At 46.5% G+C, this 18,215-nt stretch carries 17 protein-coding genes; 8 read left to right on the top strand and 9 right to left on the bottom strand.

Going from position 1 to position 18,215, the window contains the following annotated elements:
* Nucleotides 1–199 precede the first annotated feature (199 nt).
* The gene (locus SG35_RS21520) at nt 200–829 is read left to right on the top strand and encodes a sulfotransferase (protein ID WP_044832093.1); all 630 of its coding nucleotides are present in this window, start codon (nt 200–202) and stop codon (nt 827–829) included.
* 92 nt (nt 830–921) lie between these two features.
* Complete coding sequence (locus tag SG35_RS21515; RefSeq protein WP_044832094.1) at nt 922–1,494, top strand: MiaE family protein; 573 nt, start codon at nt 922–924, stop codon at nt 1,492–1,494.
* A 72-nt stretch (nt 1,495–1,566) separates the two neighbouring features.
* Here SG35_RS21515 and SG35_RS21510 read toward each other — a convergent pair whose 3' ends face one another.
* The 3 genes from SG35_RS21510 to SG35_RS21500 all read right to left on the bottom strand — a co-directional run bounded on the left by SG35_RS21510 (nt 1,567) and on the right by SG35_RS21500 (nt 5,199).
* Nucleotides 1,567–1,728, bottom strand: a complete 162-nt coding sequence (locus SG35_RS21510; RefSeq protein WP_160298258.1) for a hypothetical protein — start codon at nt 1,726–1,728, stop codon at nt 1,567–1,569.
* Nucleotides 1,729–1,861: 133 nt separating this feature from the next.
* The gene (locus tag SG35_RS21505) at nt 1,862–2,602 is read right to left on the bottom strand and encodes a hypothetical protein (protein WP_160298259.1); all 741 of its coding nucleotides are present in this window, start codon (nt 2,600–2,602) and stop codon (nt 1,862–1,864) included.
* Nucleotides 2,603–2,808: 206 nt separating this feature from the next.
* Nucleotides 2,809–5,199 carry a TonB-dependent receptor gene (locus tag SG35_RS21500; protein WP_084692643.1) on the bottom strand — a complete coding sequence of 797 codons (2,391 nt, stop codon included), beginning with the start codon at nt 5,197–5,199 and terminating at the stop codon, nt 2,809–2,811.
* Nucleotides 5,200–5,825: 626 nt separating this feature from the next.
* Between SG35_RS21500 and SG35_RS21495 the strand changes: the two genes are divergently transcribed.
* Nucleotides 5,826–6,023 (top strand): hypothetical protein, encoded by a 198-nt coding sequence (locus SG35_RS21495; RefSeq protein WP_044832096.1) that lies wholly within the window; start codon nt 5,826–5,828, stop codon nt 6,021–6,023.
* Nucleotides 6,024–6,078: 55 nt separating this feature from the next.
* Entirely contained in the window at nt 6,079–7,167 is a 1,089-nt protein-coding gene (locus SG35_RS21490) for a tRNA-queuosine alpha-mannosyltransferase domain-containing protein (protein WP_044832097.1), read from the top strand.
* On the opposite strand, the gene SG35_RS21485 is transcribed toward SG35_RS21490, so the two are convergent.
* The 4 genes from SG35_RS21485 to SG35_RS21470 all read right to left on the bottom strand — a co-directional run bounded on the left by SG35_RS21485 (nt 7,164) and on the right by SG35_RS21470 (nt 10,206).
* Nucleotides 7,164–7,580 carry a VOC family protein gene (locus SG35_RS21485; RefSeq protein ID WP_044832098.1) on the bottom strand — a complete coding sequence of 139 codons (417 nt, stop codon included), beginning with the start codon at nt 7,578–7,580 and terminating at the stop codon, nt 7,164–7,166. The genes SG35_RS21490 and SG35_RS21485 overlap by 4 nt on opposite strands.
* Before the next feature lie 51 nt (nt 7,581–7,631).
* The gene (locus tag SG35_RS21480; RefSeq protein WP_044832099.1) at nt 7,632–8,288 is read right to left on the bottom strand and encodes an NADPH-dependent FMN reductase; all 657 of its coding nucleotides are present in this window, start codon (nt 8,286–8,288) and stop codon (nt 7,632–7,634) included.
* A 209-nt stretch (nt 8,289–8,497) separates the two neighbouring features.
* A complete protein-coding gene (locus SG35_RS21475; protein ID WP_044832100.1) occupies nt 8,498–9,040 on the bottom strand; it encodes a hypothetical protein in 543 nt (180 codons plus the stop codon).
* 86 nt (nt 9,041–9,126) lie between these two features.
* Nucleotides 9,127–10,206 carry a M35 family metalloendopeptidase gene (locus SG35_RS21470; RefSeq protein WP_053042932.1) on the bottom strand — a complete coding sequence of 360 codons (1,080 nt, stop codon included), beginning with the start codon at nt 10,204–10,206 and terminating at the stop codon, nt 9,127–9,129.
* 219 nt (nt 10,207–10,425) lie between these two features.
* Between SG35_RS21470 and SG35_RS21465 the strand changes: the two genes are divergently transcribed.
* Complete coding sequence (locus SG35_RS21465) at nt 10,426–11,367, top strand: DUF808 domain-containing protein (protein ID WP_044832101.1); 942 nt, start codon at nt 10,426–10,428, stop codon at nt 11,365–11,367.
* Nucleotides 11,368–11,483: 116 nt separating this feature from the next.
* Here SG35_RS21465 and SG35_RS21460 read toward each other — a convergent pair whose 3' ends face one another.
* Together SG35_RS21460 and SG35_RS21455 are read right to left on the bottom strand one after the other, a co-directional pair.
* Entirely contained in the window at nt 11,484–11,777 is a 294-nt protein-coding gene (locus tag SG35_RS21460) for a hypothetical protein (protein ID WP_044832102.1), read from the bottom strand.
* A gap of 176 nt (nt 11,778–11,953) precedes the next feature.
* On the bottom strand, nt 11,954–13,441 hold the full coding sequence (locus tag SG35_RS21455) for an alkaline phosphatase D family protein (protein WP_160298260.1): 1,488 nt from the start codon (nt 13,439–13,441) through the stop codon (nt 11,954–11,956).
* A gap of 248 nt (nt 13,442–13,689) precedes the next feature.
* On the opposite strand from SG35_RS21455, the gene SG35_RS21450 reads away from it, so the two are divergent.
* From SG35_RS21450 to SG35_RS21440, 3 genes are all read left to right on the top strand, one after another.
* A complete protein-coding gene (locus SG35_RS21450) occupies nt 13,690–14,634 on the top strand; it encodes a GGDEF domain-containing protein (RefSeq protein WP_053042933.1) in 945 nt (314 codons plus the stop codon).
* Between the two features lie 568 nt (nt 14,635–15,202).
* The gene (locus SG35_RS21445) at nt 15,203–17,695 is read left to right on the top strand and encodes a hypothetical protein (protein ID WP_152646557.1); all 2,493 of its coding nucleotides are present in this window, start codon (nt 15,203–15,205) and stop codon (nt 17,693–17,695) included.
* A 205-nt stretch (nt 17,696–17,900) separates the two neighbouring features.
* Entirely contained in the window at nt 17,901–18,122 is a 222-nt protein-coding gene (locus SG35_RS21440; RefSeq protein WP_044832105.1) for a hypothetical protein, read from the top strand.
* The last annotated feature ends 93 nt before the right edge of the window (nt 18,123–18,215 follow it).

Genomic DNA, 18,215 nt, shown 5'->3' with positions numbered 1-18,215 from the left:
TTTGCGGTAAAACCGACATTCCCCGGATGCAGCAGGTGCTGGTAAATATCTGCCTCCCGGGGTAGAATCCCCTCGTTTTGAAAATGATTTACGCCCCGTAGTACTGACTACCCCAGGTTGCCAAATTCATTTGTTGCCGTGAAAGCGTGTTTTTATAGCGCTTTACTGTGCCTTTTCCCGTTAAAGATGTTGTGACGTGATGCAAGATAAAATTTTTATTATCGGTTTGCCGAGAACCGCCACCACCAGTGTTTGCCTGGCGATGTTAAACCTGGGGTTTAAAACCGCCCATACCGCCTATACCCGTGCGGCGATGACGCAGGCGCAGGTGATTGCCGATACCCCGGTTTTTTGCGATTACCGGCAGCTGGATCTTGATTATCCCGGGGCTAAGTTTATTTACTTAACACGCGAGCCAGAGTTATGGCTGCCTTCTATCCGCCAGTTACTCAAACGTATGTATGTCAATTTACAGCGCAGTGACGGCGGTTTTAATCCGACTTTAAAGCGTTGCTATAACCGGGTGTTTCATCCGTTAACGCAGGAAAACCTTGACCGGGATGACTTTTTGCTGGGGTGTTACCAGCGCCACCAGCAAGATATTCTCGAATATTTCCGGGGCAGGGAGCAAGACTTACTGATGCTGGATGTCAGTGAACAAGAGAGTTTTTCCCGGTTATTGGCGTTTTTAAATGTTATTCCGGGTGAAGGTCTCGAGCAGGGGTTTGATCGTATCAATATCGGCGGCAAGGTGACCGCCTGGAATAAGGTCCGCCATCCCCTTAAGATAGAAGCCACCCAGGGCGGGAAAATAGATAAAGTAGCCTAAGCAATGGGGAAGGGATAGTTAAAGAAAAATTTCCCTTCCTTTATGGGGCTTATCGCGGGTAAAATTGCTTCTTTTGCTGTATTTGTAGTCCTATGTTTGAATTAAAATATCATACCCCTTTTTCCTGGACCGAGGCCGTATTGGCGGATTTTGATGCCTTCTTGCAGGATCACGCCGCCGCCGAGAAAAAAGCTTCGGGTATGGCCATGTCTATGCTTTCCCATTATCCCGACAGAAGAAACCTGGTGAAGGCGATGACAGATCTGGCATTAGAAGAAATGATCCATTTTAAACAAGTGGTGAAAATCCTGCTGGCAAGAGATGTTGATTTGGCAGATGATAAAAAAGACACTTATGTCAAAGAGATACGTAAGGTTTTTCGCAATGGCCGCGAAGTTTTCCTGATGGATCGTTTATTGGTGGCCGCGGTGATCGAAGCCCGGGGACATGAGCGTTTTTCTTTGGTGGCTGAAGCCCTGCCCGAAGGCAAAGAAAAAGATTTTTATGTCACCATTGCCAAGTCAGAAGAGAAGCATAAAAACTTATTTGTAGAACTTGCCTACGAATATTTTGACAAGGCGGAAGTTGACCTTCGACTGGAAGAAATTTTAGTGGAAGAAGCCAGGATTTGTGAAAAACTGCCTTTTAGGGCGGCATTGCATTAATACTTTTCTGCCGGATTTAATCAAGGGATTAACTGTTAATCCCTTGAGATTCAAATTTACCCTAAAGTTGATTTAACATTCGCAGGCATAATAGCGGTTGCCTGTTTCTGAAGGCCAGGGTCTCGGATAACCCGTGATACCGCCGCCGGCAACTTGCGGGGTCATCTCTTGAGGTAAAGCTTGTTGATCTCTAGACAGGTTTTTGATTTTTTGCTTATTCAGTTTAATTTTCATAATACGTCCTTTTTATTAATGTGATAAATGCCCTGAATTAGGTGCAAATATAACATATCGTTAACATTTGCAATTGTCAATCGTTTAAATAATCATCAGCTGTGCAGGGGAAGTCGTTGCTCCGGTGTTATATTTACTTTGTCAGCTCCTCCTCGGGAGGCATTTGCAGGTGTATTCTGTGGCGTTTATCCAGTTGCAAAAGGTTGCCGATATCACCCCAGTGTTTATGTATCAAGGTTTTGATCAATCCCGCTTTTTCTGCCAGCCGTAAGCTATGCTCCAGTATCGAGTGATATTGTATTGCTGACGGCCCCAGGTAAAAATATATATCCCTTTGATAAATAAATAATAATCTTTGCTCAACTTCAAGGTCAGGATATAGTCTGGCATCACCGATAATTTCATTCATGCCCCGTGACAAATAGTCGATATTACGCCTTTTACTGGCGAGCATGGGATAAATTTTATTGTTATCCCCCGGAATTTCCACATAAGGCAGCCGGTTGTATTTCCAGATCTCAATATCAAACCACTTTTCACCAAAACCCCCGGTCAGTTTATGTTTGATAAAATCAGTCAGCTTGTTGATACGGTCAAATTTCCACTGATCGCCTTTGGGGATCAGGAAGATACGCTTGCCGATCATGCCGTTGGTCAGGCCGATATCAACCCGCTTAAAGGCCAAATCTCTTTCATGAGTGCCCAGCCGCCAGATTAAGTCTATTTTTCCATGTTTGAGGTAATTAACCTGCCGTAAATAACTTAAGTTACCGATAAAATTTATTTTGGTGTGGTAACCGCTCAGGGCCAGGGCTTGCTGTAATAAATCACGATAAAATGCGACGTTTGAGTCATTGCGGCTGGATATGGTCAAGATGATGTTTTTTGGGCTTGTATCTGCATGTGTCACGACTGACGGGGGTTCTTTGGCAAATACAGGTTGAAACCAAGGGAATGTCAGGTATGACAAAGCGAAAATCACCCCTAAAAAGCTGGGGTGTTTCCTGGGTGTGGGGGAGCATTTATTGATAGCTGACATCTTTTCTCGTTATTTACTCTTTTACAAAATAGAAGCCGTTATCATTCAAAGTTGATTTGTAATGAAAGTCCAAAATAACGGTCGGCATTACGGGGAATTTTATATCTGAAACCACTGCCGCTATAAGTGTTAGTGTAGCTGTTATCGGCTAAGTTTTTGCCAATCAGGGAAAGCCGGTATTGATCATCGGCAAAAGAAAATTCAATGGCAGCATTCCAAAGACCATAGGACGCTAGCAAGGCGGCAGGGGAAAATATACCTTCATTGTCCGGTAATTCTGCGTATTGCTCATCAGTATAGTTATAGCTGGCATTGATTTTGATCTGAACCCTTTGGGTTGCAAGATAATAATTGGCGGCGATGGAGTATTTGCGATCGGGAGAAAAGGGCACTTCTAAACCGGATCTGGCACTGCATGCTTGTTCCAAAGGGCAGTTAAATTTATCGATTTGGGCGCGTACCAGGGAAACTCCGCCATAAAACTCTAAGTTATCGCCGGCTTGCCAGAAAAAGTCCGCTTCAATTCCCCGGGTAGACACATCTCCTGCATTGGTGAGCCGGGTGATGCAAACCCCGGTGCTGCAGTCGAAATTATTGGCCTGGAAGCCGGTAAAGCGGCTATAAAATAATGCCGATGTTAACAGCAAATTGTTTTGGTTGTACTTAAGACCGAGTTCAAAAGCATCCGACTGTTCGGCATCGATAACACCGGTTTCCGTTGGTTTCATGTTGTAATAAACATTAAAGCCGGGTCCTTTGTAGCCCTGGCTCCAGTGACCATAAATTTGGCCGGAGCCGGATAAGTGATAACGGGCGCCGAGTTTTATTGACAGCTTGTTATCACGGGTTTCGCCGTTAAGCCGGGTATCATGACTGCGCCGTTGAACACCGACCCCGGCTCTGCCCCAGGGATCGTTATTGACCCGTTTGTGATGATAGGAAAGCTTGTCATGGCCAAAACGCAGGCCATACAATAAGTGTAAGTCTTCGCGAAACAAATATTCACCGCTGCCATAGAGGGCATAGTTAATGAATTTACTGTACATGTCGGCCCTGGCATCGACTATCTCTGTGGCCAGGCAGGTGAGGCCGGGGTTTTGCTGTAAAATATCCTGATTTTGTCCTTTATCGTTCTGGCAGCTGGCGAAACGGGTAAAGTTGCGATCTACATCCTGATACCAGAAAAATGCACCGAGCTGGTAGCTATTACCGTTATTGTCCGGATCGTTATTGATTGAGCTTAGCCTGAACTCCTGTGAAAATTGTTGCCATAGTTGCGGGCCGATATCGTGCATTTGATAAAACACTGAAGAAAAGTCCACCGGCTGCGCTGTTTTTCCCCCGGTTGAGGAAAAATCTCCTTCGCGAATTTCGGTGTTTTCCCAGCGCCGGTAGGCGGAAATGGCATGAAAGTGATGTTTTGCATAATCTTGTTCGATATGAAATGACAGCGCCGAGGTTTTATCTAAAGTTTTAGTGGTAAAGTCATGATCTATCTTGCGCTGTCCAAGGTCGATGTCGGCAACACCGTCAACAATTCCCCGGCTGTCGGGAGCTGCCTCCGAGGTGCTGTTAAAACCGCTTGGCAAGCCTTCGATATCGGTGCAGCAAGTATCGTCGGCGTCAAAGTACTCAAGGATAAACTTCAGCTCCCGGTTATGCTTGTCATTTTTATATTGCAAAATGCCGCGGGCCCCCTGGTGGTTATAGCCGTCGGCCCGCTCCCGGGTATAAACATTACTCAGGTGACCGTTAAACCCGGCGCGCAACAGGCTTAAACTGCCGGAAATACTGTCGCTTAACGGGCCGGACATGCGGGCATTGAGCCGGTATTCGTCCTGCTGAAAATAGCTGGTGGTTATCGAGGCGGTAAAATCATCATCGGGCTCCCGGGTAACGATATTGACCACGCCGGCGGAAGCATTTTTTCCGAATAAGGTGCCCTGCGGCCCCCTTAATACTTCGATGCGCTCAAGATCATATAAGCCGGAAAAAGCCTGGCCCGAGCGGCCGAGCACGACCCCGTCAACAACTGTGGATACGCTGGGTTCGGCGGCAATACTGAAAGAAATGGTGCCTATGCCCCTTAAGGTTAAAGCGGAATTGCGGGTGGTATTGCCTTTTCTGAAACTCAGGCTTGGCACCAGGGATTGCAGCTGTTCGATATTGGCGGCATAAGTCATCTCGATTTGCTCCCGGTTAAGCAAGGTAATGGCAAGCGGTACCTCCAGCAGGTTTTGCTCCTGCTTTTGCGCCGTGACGGTAATGGTTTCTAAACCTGAGTCCTCATTTTTCTGATGATGTTTGCCGGCCTTTGGCGGGTGGTTCTCGAAGGAGGGCCGGGAGGAGGTATGGCCATAAGGGGCATATAGGCAAGGGAGAGCAATAAAGCTAATTATCAAATGAAGATAAGTTAACCTAAATAACTTCATTATTTTGGCCTGACTCAGTTTTGAGCAACTCACAGCTAATATCAGTTTAGTGGTATTTTGCTTAATACTCGAACTAAGCCGCTAGCGTCTTTGTTGGTGCGTGCAGTTATCTGATGCAGGAATAGCGTTATGCTGATCATTATTCTTCAGTGATATCCTGCCCGTTATGACATTGAATGTTTCTGTTAATTGTTATGTCTTTCTTTGTTATTTTTTAGCCTGATTGCCGGCGGTAAAGAAATGGTGGCTTTCCCTGAGTACATTCCTCCCGGGGGGATGACAGCGGCATCAGCCCGGAGATTGTTGCCCATGCCCTGGTTATGGTAGAGGGGAAAGGTGGTTGGCGGTTATTTTTATTCGTCAATCACCACACGCTTTACCACCTCACTGATTTCTTTAAAACACCAGGACTTTGCCATTGAGGCTATGCAGAATTTAAAAGATAAGCGGGTATTGGTAAAATCTTTCCGGAGCTGGAGCCAATCCCTTATATCGGGAGATGGCCAACCAGTGCTGCAATTTAAGCAGAGGCTTGACCTGAGAGTGCTTGACTTGAGTCTTTTTCATTATCGGCGTAATACCATTAATTATGTCAACACCGGCGAAGGGGGATTTTTTATGAACTGTTGTCAATCAGTGCCCTGAACGTTGACAGCCCAACGCAAACGGTTTTTAAAGATAAAACCCCGCGGGATGATTTTAACTTTGCTTTGCAGCGCTTAAGGGATACCGGGCTGTACCGGAAAATCGTCGACCGCTATTTACGCGGTTTTGCGCAGACGGGCAGGCGTATGGACTATCGGCTAAGCGAGTTGCGCGCATAGAGTTTAAGGCTTAATTGCATTACCATAAGCGTTTTATTCTTTGTTGGAAGGCCCGATGCGCATCTTGTTATTGTCAGCCTATGATGCGGTAAGTCATCAATATTGGCGTAAAGGCCTGGTAGAGCAGTTTCCCGAATATGACTGGACGGTACTGACCTTGCCGGGGCGTTTTTTTTCCTGGCGGGTAAGGGGCAATAGCCTGAGCTGGGCTTTTAGTGAGCGAAAGTGCCTCGAGCAGCCTTATGATTTATTGATTGCCACTTCCATGACGGATTTGTCCGCCCTAAAAGGCCTGGTGCCTTCCCTTGCCGGGGTGCCGTCGATTGTTTACTTTCATGAAAATCAGTTTGCCTATCCGCTTTCCGGCAAAGAGTTTTCTTCGGTTGAACCTAAGGTATTAAGCCTGTATAGCGCATTGGCCGCGGATTTTGTGGTTTTTAATACCCGCTACAATAAAGAGACTTTCTTTAACGGTGCCGATGCCTTATTGAAAAAGCTGCCGGATCAGGTGCCGCCGGGGTTAATTGAGCTGTTGGCGAGCAAAACCAGGATTTTGCCTGTGCCTGTATTAGATACGGCGCTAACAAAAGGTGAAAGTCAAAGCGGCCCTTTGCAAGTCATCTGGAATCACCGCTGGGAGTACGATAAGGGGCCCGAGTTGTTATACCGGGTGATGTTGGCCCTTAAACAGCAAAACGTCCGGGTGCGTTTTCACCTGGTCGGCCAGCAATTTCGTGATATCCCGCCGGTGTTTGAGCAACTGAAAAAAGACTGCTGCGCGCTGATTGCCACCTGGGGTCATGTTGACAGCCGCCGGGAATATAATGATTTATTGCAAAATTCGGATGTGGTGTTGTCCACGGCGCTGCATGATTTTCAGGGCATTGCTGTGCTTGAAGGGGTCGCCGCCGGTTGTGTACCTGTGGTGCCGGATCGGCTGGCTTACCCGGAACTTTTTTCAGGAGAATTTTGCTACTCTGATCAAGGCAATGAAGCAGCTAACCTGGCAGAGCACCTGGCCGGGCTGGCAGGCCTTAAAGCACAGCAAGCGTTGCCGCGGGCGCCATCGGTCGGACAATTTTGCTGGTCTGAGCAACAAGGTGCTTATCGTCAGCTGTTAACCTCGGCTGCCGGGAGCCGTTAATAGCGGTTTCTTTCTCCGGGCAGGTCGCTGAGATATTCGACAAACTCGACCTCAAAGCCATCGGGGTCTTTGAAATAGACATTCTTGCGGTAGGCATCTTCTGCGCCGGGTTTATCTATTTCAAATCCGGCCTGCTGTAACCGCCGGATGATGGCATCAAGGTTTTGGGTGACAAAAGCAAAGTGCGCCAGGCCAACCTGATGTCCGCTCAGATCACGGTTTTCCCCTGTGCCGTCGTCATTGAAGCAGATATATTGGTAGTCATCGCCAAAATGCAGCCAGTTTCTGGGTTTGCCGGACCAGCTGCCTTCACCGCCGCCGCGCACTTGCCAATGGGGAAAGGCGGCCTGATAAAAGCGCAGGGCTTTGGGGATATCGGTAACCACTAAATTTATATGTTCAAGATGTAACATGGTGAACCCTCTATGTCTTGTTTCAGTTCGGTGTAAGATGTCGGCAGTACTTTACATGCCGTATCTGTATTCCTGTTGTTTGGGATAGGGCTTGTGCAGATGCTGGTGCCGTATGGCGGATAATGCCTGGCTGTACTGATATAACATGTGCAAACTGTAGTTGATCCGCGCTTTAAGGGCTGAATCCCGCCTTGCTGTCTGTTCGGTTTCAAAGGATGTGGCTGCTAGGTTAAGTTTGCTCTGCGGCGATTTATTGTCGTTAAGCATTTCCTCGACATTGCGAATGATCAAATGATCGGGCACTGCCACCAGTTTATTATTTTTTAAGGCATTCATTCTTAATTCGGCTATCGGGTAAGCGCCGCTGATGCCGTTGACCACAGAAACCAGCAACACAGGTTTATGGGCAACTTCCTGCATATCACACATCAATAAGAAGTTTTTTAATATCGGTGTCGCCATGCCTCCCCATTCCGGGGTGATCAGGATCAGCGCATCGGCTTCCCTGATCCTGGCACTGAGCAGGGGCCAGCTGCTGCTTTCATCGGTTTTACTTTCCTGCTCGCCATCCCAGAAAGGTAAGTGGTAGCGGCATAATTCAATATGGTGTGTTTCGCTGAACTGCGTGGCTACCCGGCTGAGGTAACCGGCGACTTTTGCACTTTGGGAGGGAGTTCTCTGGCTGCCGCTGACGATAAGTAATTTCATTTTTGCAAACCTTTTTATTTGTTAATGTATATAAAGTAAAATGTTTGCATACAAAAGTAAAGGTAAATAAATTAAAAGGTTTATTTAATGGCTGGGGATACTTGTATCGACAAGGAGGGATGCCGATGTAGCAGGCAGCTAAAGGCAGTGTTTACATGCCCTTAGCTGCTCTTGGAATGGCGTTTAGCAGGGATCATCGTCTGTCTGGTTTAATGGATATCAAGTGTTAACTCCTGTGCAGGACAATTAAAGGGGAGTAAGCCGGCATCGTTAACCCGGGTTTTATATTCCAGTCGTCTTGGCTTTAAGCTGATGGAATAACTGCCTTTTGATAAGGGATATACCAAGGTTAAATCAAGCCCGGTATCAAGTTCGCTATGGGCTGATATGGAAATAAAGTCTGATGGTTGAGGGGTCAGGCGTTTTACCTTAGGTCCCTGGTAACTCAAGGTTTTTCCTTCGACATCTTTAATTACAAAGAGCTCGCCCATAAAACCTTCAAAGGGGGTATACCAGGATAAGAGTTCTAAATCCTGATCGCTGGTATTGCTGATGGTAAAGTTTATCCAGACTCCTGCTTCAAGCACTTGCTTATCGGCAAGGGAGATCCGGCACTGAAAAGGTGCTTTATTGTTAGTGGCCATGGTTTCTGCAATCACCCGGTTAACTGATATCTGCCCGGTAGAAAAAATATAGGCAAGTACCAGGGTTATCCCGAAGATCAGCAGCCACTTTAATCTTGTTGTTGTCATAAGGCTGTTAAACTCAAGGTCAAAAAGCTTACCGGCAGTGCAGGCTCTGCCCCGCCGATAAGCTTTATATTATAGTCAATTAACTATTAATTCTGGTACGGGGTATTTTCAGCAAAGTATTCATGGCTGTCGGCATTGTTTAATGCCTGGTTCGGGTTGGAAATTGCCAGGCTTTTCGCACCGGACTGACCGTAAACCACATCATCTGTGCCTGCAACGACATTAAAATGGCTCAGCTCATGGATGATAGTGCCCGCACGTGAATCTGTGCCTGTTTCACGGGCGCTCCAAAATGCCCGGCACAGGTAAACTTTATAAGGCTGGTTAGGATAGACATAGGCAAAGTAAGACTGGTTACAACTGCAGTCAAAAGTGATGGACTCGTTGTCTATGGCGTCATTAATGGCGTCAAAATTACTTGCCGCGGTATTGTAGCGGCTGTTGGTGGCTTCGCCAAACCAGGTCTCATATCGGGCCGAAGTATTACTGGCGGAGTGAGAGTTCAGGTAAGCAACGGCGTCGTTAGCCATTTGATCGGCGGCATCGAGCGCGCTGAAAATGCTGTTTTTTTCACTGTTGCTGCAGCGGCCGCTAAAACAGGTGCCGTCGATACATTCGGTGCTGCCGCCTGGTTTTTTACTGACCTTAGCCAAGCCTTTGGATTGCACGCCGTCCAGCCACAGGTATGAGGCATTGGAAGACAGGCGTTCAACGTTGGCACTTTTCACCTTGTTGATGCCGCTCTCCTGAGTTGTCGGTTGATCGTTGCTAAACAGGTGCAGCGAGCTGACATCGTAACTGATCTCATAGTTGCCCGCTTCGCTCATGTCATACAGGGAGGTCAGTTCAAAACTGCGGCTAAGGGACTGGCCGGATTTTAACTTGATAAAGTCTTTTGCCGTCGGGGCATGACGTTTATAGTGGGGCCCCATAAATTCAACTTCTACCCCGTCTCTTAGCACGTGAAAGATTTTTTCTTCTTCTAAGTCGGTATACCAGCTGAGGATTTTTTCTGTCGCCTGGCCGTTATTGGTGATGGTTAAGGTGGCGCTGACATTGCCGGCGGTGCTGCTTTGAACATCCACGACGGCATCGAGCTGGGCGGCATTTACCTGCAAAGCAAACAGTGAAAGGCCCGATAGTGCGAGGGTTGAAAGATATTTCATAGGTTTGTCCTTATTGTTATGGTAACAACTTATGGTTATTTTAATAATTCCTTTATTTATCAGTCTCCTGACCGACTGTTTAAGTCTGGTTGCAAATGGCGGTTTTTCTCGTAGCTTTGCGACAGATTTTCAATAAAAAGCGACAAAAATCACGAAAATTAGGTATTATTGAGCTAAATTTACAGACCCGTAAGGGCAAAAAAACATAAGGAAAACAACTTGGCCGGTTCGAGTTTATTGGCATTAATTGATGATATTGCCACGGTATTAGATGACATTGCGGCGCTTTCGAAAGTGGCGGCGAAAAAAACAGCGGGTGTGTTGGGGGATGATCTGGCATTAAATGCCGAGCAGGCCTCGGGCGTAAAAGCCGATCGTGAATTGCCGGTTGTCTGGGCGGTGGCGAAAGGTTCATTTCTCAATAAACTGATTTTGGTGCCGGCAGCCTTGCTGATCAGCGCCTTTTATCCGCCGCTAATTACGGTTTTACTGGTGCTTGGCGGTTTATTCCTGTGTTTTGAGGGCTTTGAAAAAGTTTTTGAAAAGTTGTTTCACCGGGAAAGCGCTGGGCAGGCCCATCAGGAAAAACTCAAGTTACTGGCTGAGAGCGACACAGATCTGGTGGCGGTGGAGCAGGAGAAAATCCGCGGCGCCATCAGGACAGATTTTGTGTTATCGGCGGAAATTGTTGTTATTGTTTTGGGTACGCTGCAGGAGCAAACTTTTGAGATGCAGCTGATGGTGTTGTCGGCACTGGCTATAGCGATCACCGTCGGTGTTTATGGCCTGGTGGCGCTGATTGTCAAAATAGATGATTTGGGCCTGTATCTGCTGAGAAAGTCGGTGTCCGGCTCCTTTAACTCCCTGCAACGTTTCGCGGGCCGCAGTTTATTGATTTTTGCCCCTAACATGATGAAGATGTTAACCATAGTCGGTACTATTGCCATGTTTTTAGTGGGGGGAGGCATATTAGTGCATAGTTTTCATGCCCTGAGCGAGCAAATTACTGCTTTGGTAGCGCAGCTGGCCGTGACCCTGGGGAGTTTTTCAAGCGCAGTCTTGCCAATCGTTTTTGAGGGCATAGTAGGGCTTATTGCCGGTGGTTTGGTATTGCTGATGATGACAATAGCCAGTAAGGGCTGGAATAAGGTTAAAAATTAGCAATGTAGGCCCTATAGCCAGCTATGCAGCCGATGCCTCTATCAGAAAATAACACGCTTGCTTATCTTCTGATAGGGGCATTGCTGTGAACCGCTGAAGTCGCCGCCAATCGTGGGTTAGGCTGCACAGGCCATAGGTTCATTAAAAGCCACCAGGGATATTCCCTGGGTTTCAGCTTTGGCATAGGCCTGCTGAAGAATGCTGTGTTCTATGGTCGAGTTATCGGCGACCCATTCTGTTTGTTCAATTAGGATTTCATCCCAACCTAAATTCACGAGAAAATTCTCAATGTTATCCAGGTTGTCTTCAAGTTCACCGTTTTGTAAAAACAAAGTGATAATGTGTCTGTCACCTTTAGTAAACTTTTCATTCTCTGCCATGTATTCGGCTGAACCGCTGATAATAAGCATAATAGCACCTCGATTTATCTTGTCGTCATAGTGTTAAGTGAGTCCGGTGTTATTTCAGCCCTGTCAATTTATTGCTGCACCAGAAAACATCTATAACCAAGCATTTTTCATTCCAACTATTTTTATTGCGCTTAAAAAATTATGCGCCAGCTTTTTAGCGGTGAGTTTATGGTGTTTTATTCTTTGATCTCGCGTTTGATATCCCCTTTTTCGGTTTTCCAGGATAACAAACTGGTGTTTTCTTGTATTCGCAACTGCAGGTAATTGCGCTCCCTTAACAATTTGTCTTTATTACCGAGGCGGAACAACCGGCAGAACCAGCCCCCTTGGCCTTTTTTATGCTCCCTGCCGCTGTCCATAAAAAAGCGTAAAATCGGCCAGGCCCAGCTTTTCGGCGGGTAGTTGACGATGCCGGAGCTGATCGCCTGATACCAGTTCAGCGGGGGGCTTCCCGCTTTTTTCTGCTTTTTATTACGGCAGAGCTGACCGAAGCCGCCGACATGGACATCTCCCGAGAGAATAAATCTTTGCCTGAAGCTTTGCATCGGCTCAGATAATAACCAGCGGATCATTTGCGCCCTTTCTTTTCTATGACCGCTGGCACGCCAATGATCGCGAATATCATCCTGCCATTGTCTGGCATAAGGGATAAAACCGATGAATTTCTCTATCCGCTCAAAGTCGGGATAAACCACAGGCACGGCGCTGAGCAAGAAAATATTATCGGCATCGGGTTTGAGCTCATCGACTTTGTTATGAATAAGCTGCCAGTGATCTTTATTCATAATGCGTTTTATTTGCCGTTCACTGCGGTTGTCCATAGCGACAATAAGCTGACGGCGAAAGAGGATGCAATAGCTGGCATGATGCTTGTCGTTTAGCAGCGGCTCTTGCATGCCCCGCAACTGAAATAAGCGAAAATAAATATTCGCCCAGTGAAAAATCGCCTGAAAAACCGGGCATTGCTGCTTTTGTTCCGGATATGAGCCCCAGCCGTCGATGATATCATGATCATCCCACATCATAATGCTGGGTATCGATGCCAGCATGGCGGCAATATCCGTTTGTCCCCAGGTATTAAAGTACTGGCGCTCAAAGAGCTGTTCCAGCTCCTGATGGATTTGCGGGCTGTCAAAGGTTTGCCGTTTTTGTTTTTCCGATGATTTAAACCAGAGATTTAAATGGGGCGCCGAAGGAGACATAGGTAATTCATCGGCATAAATTTGGTCCCCCCCCATGATCAGCAAATGATAGGGCTGCTGCTTTTGTTCAAGATGCATTTTATGCCATAAGGCATAATCGAATTTTTCTTTGTCTTTATCCCTGGGGTGGTGAAAGCCGTTGCAGCTGGCATATGCGATATTGACTGACTCACTGCTGCCGGGGACGGTAAAAGCCCAGCTGGACACAGTATCTTGTGTGCACAGGGCCGGTCCGTCATCATTGTGCCAGCTATAACTTAGCTGTTGGCTTGTTTCCGTGAGCGGAATGTCGACTTCTGCCCGCCAGAAAAACCCCGAAGGGGTCTGGGCCAGGCATTTTGCCGGATATAACTTGTCTGCAATTTTAAGCTGTAGTGGCGAACCGCTTCGGGTTAGGACACAAAAACTGTATAGCTGGTCGTTTTCCAGGCCAAGCAAGGGACCAAATATTATTTCAGACAAAATCTTCCTTAAATTATTATTTGTTATTTATTGCCGCAGGCTATCTTGTTTTTGTTTTATAAACAAGGCTGTTGTCGCTATATAAGCGCCGGTACCCGGGAGCATTTGTAAATAATCTTCTGTAAAGGCATTTCGGCTTGTTTGCTTTTTGTTCACCTATGTTATTTACTTTTTATTGCATAGTGTAATTTGTTAACGGATTACTTAGCCAGATAGTAGCTCTTGGAAAGGGCTGTGCAGAGGATTCCATGAAAAAAGCAAAGCAGTTAACACGTCTTGCCCGTTCGCTCATTTTATCTTTTAGTTTCATGTGCTCCTTATTGGCTTTTGGGCAAGTGTTTGCCTCTGACCAACCGCAGCCCTCTCCAGCTGACTCCTTTGCCGGGAAAACTTTGCCGCTAAACATAGTTAATGCTGAGCAAGTGCAATATCAATCCGGGGGCTTTGACAGCGATAAAAATGCCAGTGAAAAAGTGCTCAACCGCCTGCCGGGGGAGGCTGCAATCTTAACCCTGGTTTTTATTACCGCCTTATTGCTGGCTTTATGGTATCGCTGGCGTATCAAGAGCTTGTATAGCCATGCCCAATTATTGGCTCGTTTAGTACAGGAACGCACACAAGCCCTTAAACAGGCAAACCTGAAACTGGAAAAACTCGCCTGTGTCGATGCTTTGACCAACACCTGTAATCGCCGTCAGTTTATCGTGCAGGCGGAAAAGGAATTTGAACGTTTCTATCGCAGTCAGCATCATTTTTCCGTGCTCAGGGCTGAAATCGATAACTTTCACGGTATTAATGAAGATTATGGCTTTGCCTGCGGTGATTATGTGCTGGCGGAAGTTGCCCGCGTATTAAAGCAGCGCCTGCGCTGCGGAGATATATTAGCCCGCTGGGCAGGCAAAGAATTCATTATTTTATTGCCTGAGACCGGGTTGGAGGGAGGTGAAATCGTCGGGAAAAAAATTTGCCAGGCGATTCTAGCCGCCGACTTTTGCTACCAGAGCAAGCCAATTGCGATAACCTTGAGTTTAGGAGCTGTGCAAATAGAGCTCGGGGAGTCCTTAGACACCTGTGTACAAAGAGCCGACAAGGCCCTTAGCCAAGCCTGTGAACATGGCGGCGGACAAGTTATTGCGCTGTCTGCCGTGGCTCAGGTACAAAGTCGTAAGAAAATTTGCCATCATTATGGTTAAACCTTAACGCTTAATATAAGGGCCTGTAATCAGTATTGCCCTAGTGTAATAACATAAATCATATTTTATCGGTTAGATGCTTAATTTACCGGTTTAGTTTTTCTTCTCGCCTGCCGCTTATTCTTTTTATATCACCCTGATATGTTTTTAGGGATGATATTCTTTATTGCTTAGTTATGGTGTGATCAGTGGATTGCCCCTTATTGTTGTGCGAAATCTCTTACTCTGGCTCGGGTTTTTGGTGTTTTTTATACCGGAAAAGATTTTTTAATTTCTATCACTATTGCTAACTTATTCTTTTTACTTTGTAAAAGCTGTTTTGGCGTATTTGTTTGCAATATGCAACTACAAGTGGGTTGGTTATTTTTTGTACAGGTGTGGTTTTGTGTTTTTGCTTTCATTAGAATGGCAACCCACTGATAACCGGCACGACAGAATAGAGAGGTGCGATGGTAAAGATTTATCTAGGCAGTAAATAAAAGGATGTAGGTTAACCTGTACTTTTTACATTGAGGTGCTTAGTGCTTAGGTTGACATAAAAAACATTAATGTTTGTTGAGAGGTCATTATGTTTAGGAAAATTTCTTCAGCGTTGTCGCTATGTATTACGTTGTTTCTTAGTTTCAATGTTGCTGCTGTAGAAATAGTTACATATCAGCAGGGAGCTAACGGTTTTAACGGGGCTACATCTACGATTTTTAGTGGTTCCAGAGCACAGAATTCTATCAGAGAATCTCATTATTTCAGGTATGACGGCGCTAACCGCTATTATAACCTGGAGCATTTCGACTTAGGCGATATCAGCCAGAAAAGTGATATTTCTTCTGCCAAATTAATTTTTACCCGTGTTGGAGGAGGTGTTTATGTTGCCTCCGAGATATATGTCAGACAAATCCTGGATCCCGATAATTTAGGTCAGGCCTATGCCACCGGCTGGAAAGTTGGCTATGGCTTTCGCGCCGGCGCCAATAGTGAGTCCCGGGATGATTCTGCCGGTACCGATGTCAAGTGGCGCCTGTCAGACCCCGATTCTCCGGAAGATCTTAATGCCGATTATTTTCAGGGGGTCTTGAAAGATCTGGCGCAATCCCCTCATTTTACCCCTCAAGTGACGGATCTTGTCGGTACCCGCTACGAAGTTGACGTGACCGCAGATTTGCAATGTATACAGCAAGGCAGTTGTGTTAACCAGGGCTGGGCGCTATTTCACAGCAACCCCAATGCCAATGTTCAAAATATTACCGCCAACTCCAATTATGAAGCAGCTGAGTATCGTCCCATGCTGGTGGTGACCTATGGTCTTGCTGATTTGAGTGCTCCCAGAAGCAGACAGGCTATTCAACAAACGACTTTATTAGCAGATGACAGCCGTGTTATCACCTTGACTATAGAAACCGATGAAGCGGCGGACTGTAAAGCCGACATCGACAGTGGTGATGCTTTTGCCGCGATGGATATCAGCATGCAGGCATCCGGCGGTGACCTTATGCATACTTATGCGCTGAATGCCGATGAGCAGCCGAGCCAATTGTATGTAAAATGCAGCGATAGTTCCGATAATATCAGCGATAACCTGCACACCTTTATTTTCTCGGTACAAGATAGCGGCGGCACAGATGGCGGTACTGACGGCGGTACTGACGGCGGCACAGATGGTGGTACTGACGGCGGCACAGATGGCGGTACTGACGGCGGCAGCGATGGTAGCTTTGTCCTGGGCAAAGAGGTGATCACCCCTGACTTTGGCACTGAAGCGCCGGCTATCGGCGAGTCTATTATCGACCCGACCACAGGCGCCAAGATCACCCGTTTAGCCGGTGACGGTGTTGAAGATGCCTTAATCGTTTATTCCCGTTATTCTCCGGAAAACTCTGCCGGTGACTTACTGCTGGTATTTGGCAGCAATTCAACCTCAAGTAAAGTGCTCAACCGCATCACCGGTGAAGTGATTGCCAATCTTAACCATCAAGACGGCACTAGCATAGGTGAAAACCACGAAATACGTTGGGATACCTCAGGTAATCACCCTTACCGTATCTATTACATCAAGGGCATGCAGTTCTGGAAAATTGACGATGTCCGGGATCAGGAAAATACCCGGGTGATGATCAGAGACTTTAGTGAGTTATTCCCTAATTCCCTTAAGATTTACAATGATGTGGAAGGGGACAGCTCAAATGACAGTGATCACTGGGCCTGGATGGCGGTACATTACGGCCAGAACGAGTTTGGTTCATATACCTACTTAGTGGATGCCTTTATACACTATCAAGTCTCAACCGATACCGTACATACCCTGACCCCCAGTGATTTGGCGGGTACCAACTTAGATATAGAAGCCACTAAGGCTGAGGGCGCTGAGACCCCGATTTTTACTTACCGTCCGAATATGGTGGAAATGTCTCCTTTAGGCACAGGCATCGTTATCCACACGGGTTATAAGTGGGATGATGCCGCCTATGGCGGAAGCGCTGTCAATTATATCGGTACCTGGTTTGACGGTGCCCACCTGTGGCCGGTAGATTTTGATTACAATGCCCAGGCGCCGGTTAAAATCTCAATCAGTGAAACCCATTCTGGCTGGTCTTTTGACGAAAACGGCAGGGAGATGTTTATCAGCCAGAATAACCGTACCGACCGCCTTGATGCCATCTATATTGATGGTGAAAATGCCGGCTATGATAACCGTATCGAAGTGGCCAGACATGTTGATTTTGATTGGGCCATGAGCTTCCATTACGGCAAGATGCCAGAAAGCAAGCCCGGCTGGTTGTTTATGAATACCTACGCTAAAGACGACAGTCTGTGGGCAGCCAACCAGTTTATGATGATCCAAACCAAACCTGAAGAAGAGAACCCGGTGATCTGGCGTATCTCTCCTGCTTATAACGCTTATGACGGAGCATACCGGGATGAAGCACCGGCGGCGATTAACCTCGAAGGCAACCGTATCTATTGGTCGTCAAATTGGGGTAATGTGGGCGATAAGCGTTCGGTGTATATGATTGAACTGCCGGACGACTGGGATACCAAAGTCCTGGAGCAAGCGAACCTGCCATAACCTCTCAACAAGCAGTGGTAGGTTAGGCAAAGGCACCTTCGGGTGCCTTTTTTTTATGTCGGCATTCAACTTTCAGGCGCACGACATGGCTTGTTGTACGATGAAAAAAGTTAATTAAAAGAGTATAGGAAGTAAGTAGTTACCCGCACTTCATGTATGGTCTTTATTGGGTTGAGGTGTTTTTCTGTTCGGGATTGAAAGGAAAATGGCTAATATCTGTATTAAATATATTCATTTGATCATGATCAAAAACCCGAGTAAATTACTCGGGTATTATTCAATGACTGAGTCAGTAAACATATTTTTATTTAATCCTTATAAGAGGGGGAGTCGTATGGGTTGTTGCGGCGGTTGTGGTGGGGAAGGCCACCAACCGGAAAATAAACAGGAAACTGAAGAAAAAACGGAATCATCAGAGGAAGAATAAGGATATCATTAAGTAAATAGTGATAATGATCCCCGCCGTAACATCCCGCAGGTGTTACGGCTTTTTTATGCTCAGGACGAGCAGTATGCCATG

The organism is Thalassomonas actiniarum (assembly GCF_000948975.2).
GTDB lineage: Bacteria > Pseudomonadota > Gammaproteobacteria > Enterobacterales > Alteromonadaceae > Thalassomonas > Thalassomonas actiniarum.
Note: the sequence above shows the minus strand (reverse complement) of the source record. Positions and strands in the feature narration are given on the sequence as shown.

Excerpts from the sequence above, each read along its gene's own strand:
- SG35_RS21520 (WP_044832093.1), top strand. The coding sequence starts at position 200 with ATGCAAGATAAAATTTTTATTATCGGTTTGCCGAGAACCGCCACCACC.
- SG35_RS21515 (WP_044832094.1), top strand. The coding sequence starts at position 922 with ATGTTTGAATTAAAATATCATACCCCTTTTTCCTGGACCGAGGCCGTA.
- SG35_RS21510 (WP_160298258.1), bottom strand. The coding sequence starts at position 1,728 with ATGAAAATTAAACTGAATAAGCAAAAAATCAAAAACCTGTCTAGAGAT.
- SG35_RS21500 (WP_084692643.1), bottom strand. The coding sequence starts at position 5,199 with ATGAAGTTATTTAGGTTAACTTATCTTCATTTGATAATTAGCTTTATT.
- SG35_RS21490 (WP_044832097.1), top strand. The coding sequence starts at position 6,079 with ATGCGCATCTTGTTATTGTCAGCCTATGATGCGGTAAGTCATCAATAT.
- SG35_RS21485 (WP_044832098.1), bottom strand. The coding sequence starts at position 7,580 with ATGTTACATCTTGAACATATAAATTTAGTGGTTACCGATATCCCCAAA.
- SG35_RS21480 (WP_044832099.1), bottom strand. The coding sequence starts at position 8,288 with ATGAAATTACTTATCGTCAGCGGCAGCCAGAGAACTCCCTCCCAAAGT.
- SG35_RS21475 (WP_044832100.1), bottom strand. The coding sequence starts at position 9,040 with ATGACAACAACAAGATTAAAGTGGCTGCTGATCTTCGGGATAACCCTG.
- SG35_RS21470 (WP_053042932.1), bottom strand. The coding sequence starts at position 10,206 with ATGAAATATCTTTCAACCCTCGCACTATCGGGCCTTTCACTGTTTGCT.
- SG35_RS21460 (WP_044832102.1), bottom strand. The coding sequence starts at position 11,777 with ATGCTTATTATCAGCGGTTCAGCCGAATACATGGCAGAGAATGAAAAG.
- SG35_RS21450 (WP_053042933.1), top strand. The coding sequence starts at position 13,690 with ATGAAAAAAGCAAAGCAGTTAACACGTCTTGCCCGTTCGCTCATTTTA.
- SG35_RS21445 (WP_152646557.1), top strand. The coding sequence starts at position 15,203 with ATGTTTAGGAAAATTTCTTCAGCGTTGTCGCTATGTATTACGTTGTTT.
- SG35_RS21440 (WP_044832105.1), top strand. The coding sequence starts at position 17,901 with ATGGCTAATATCTGTATTAAATATATTCATTTGATCATGATCAAAAAC.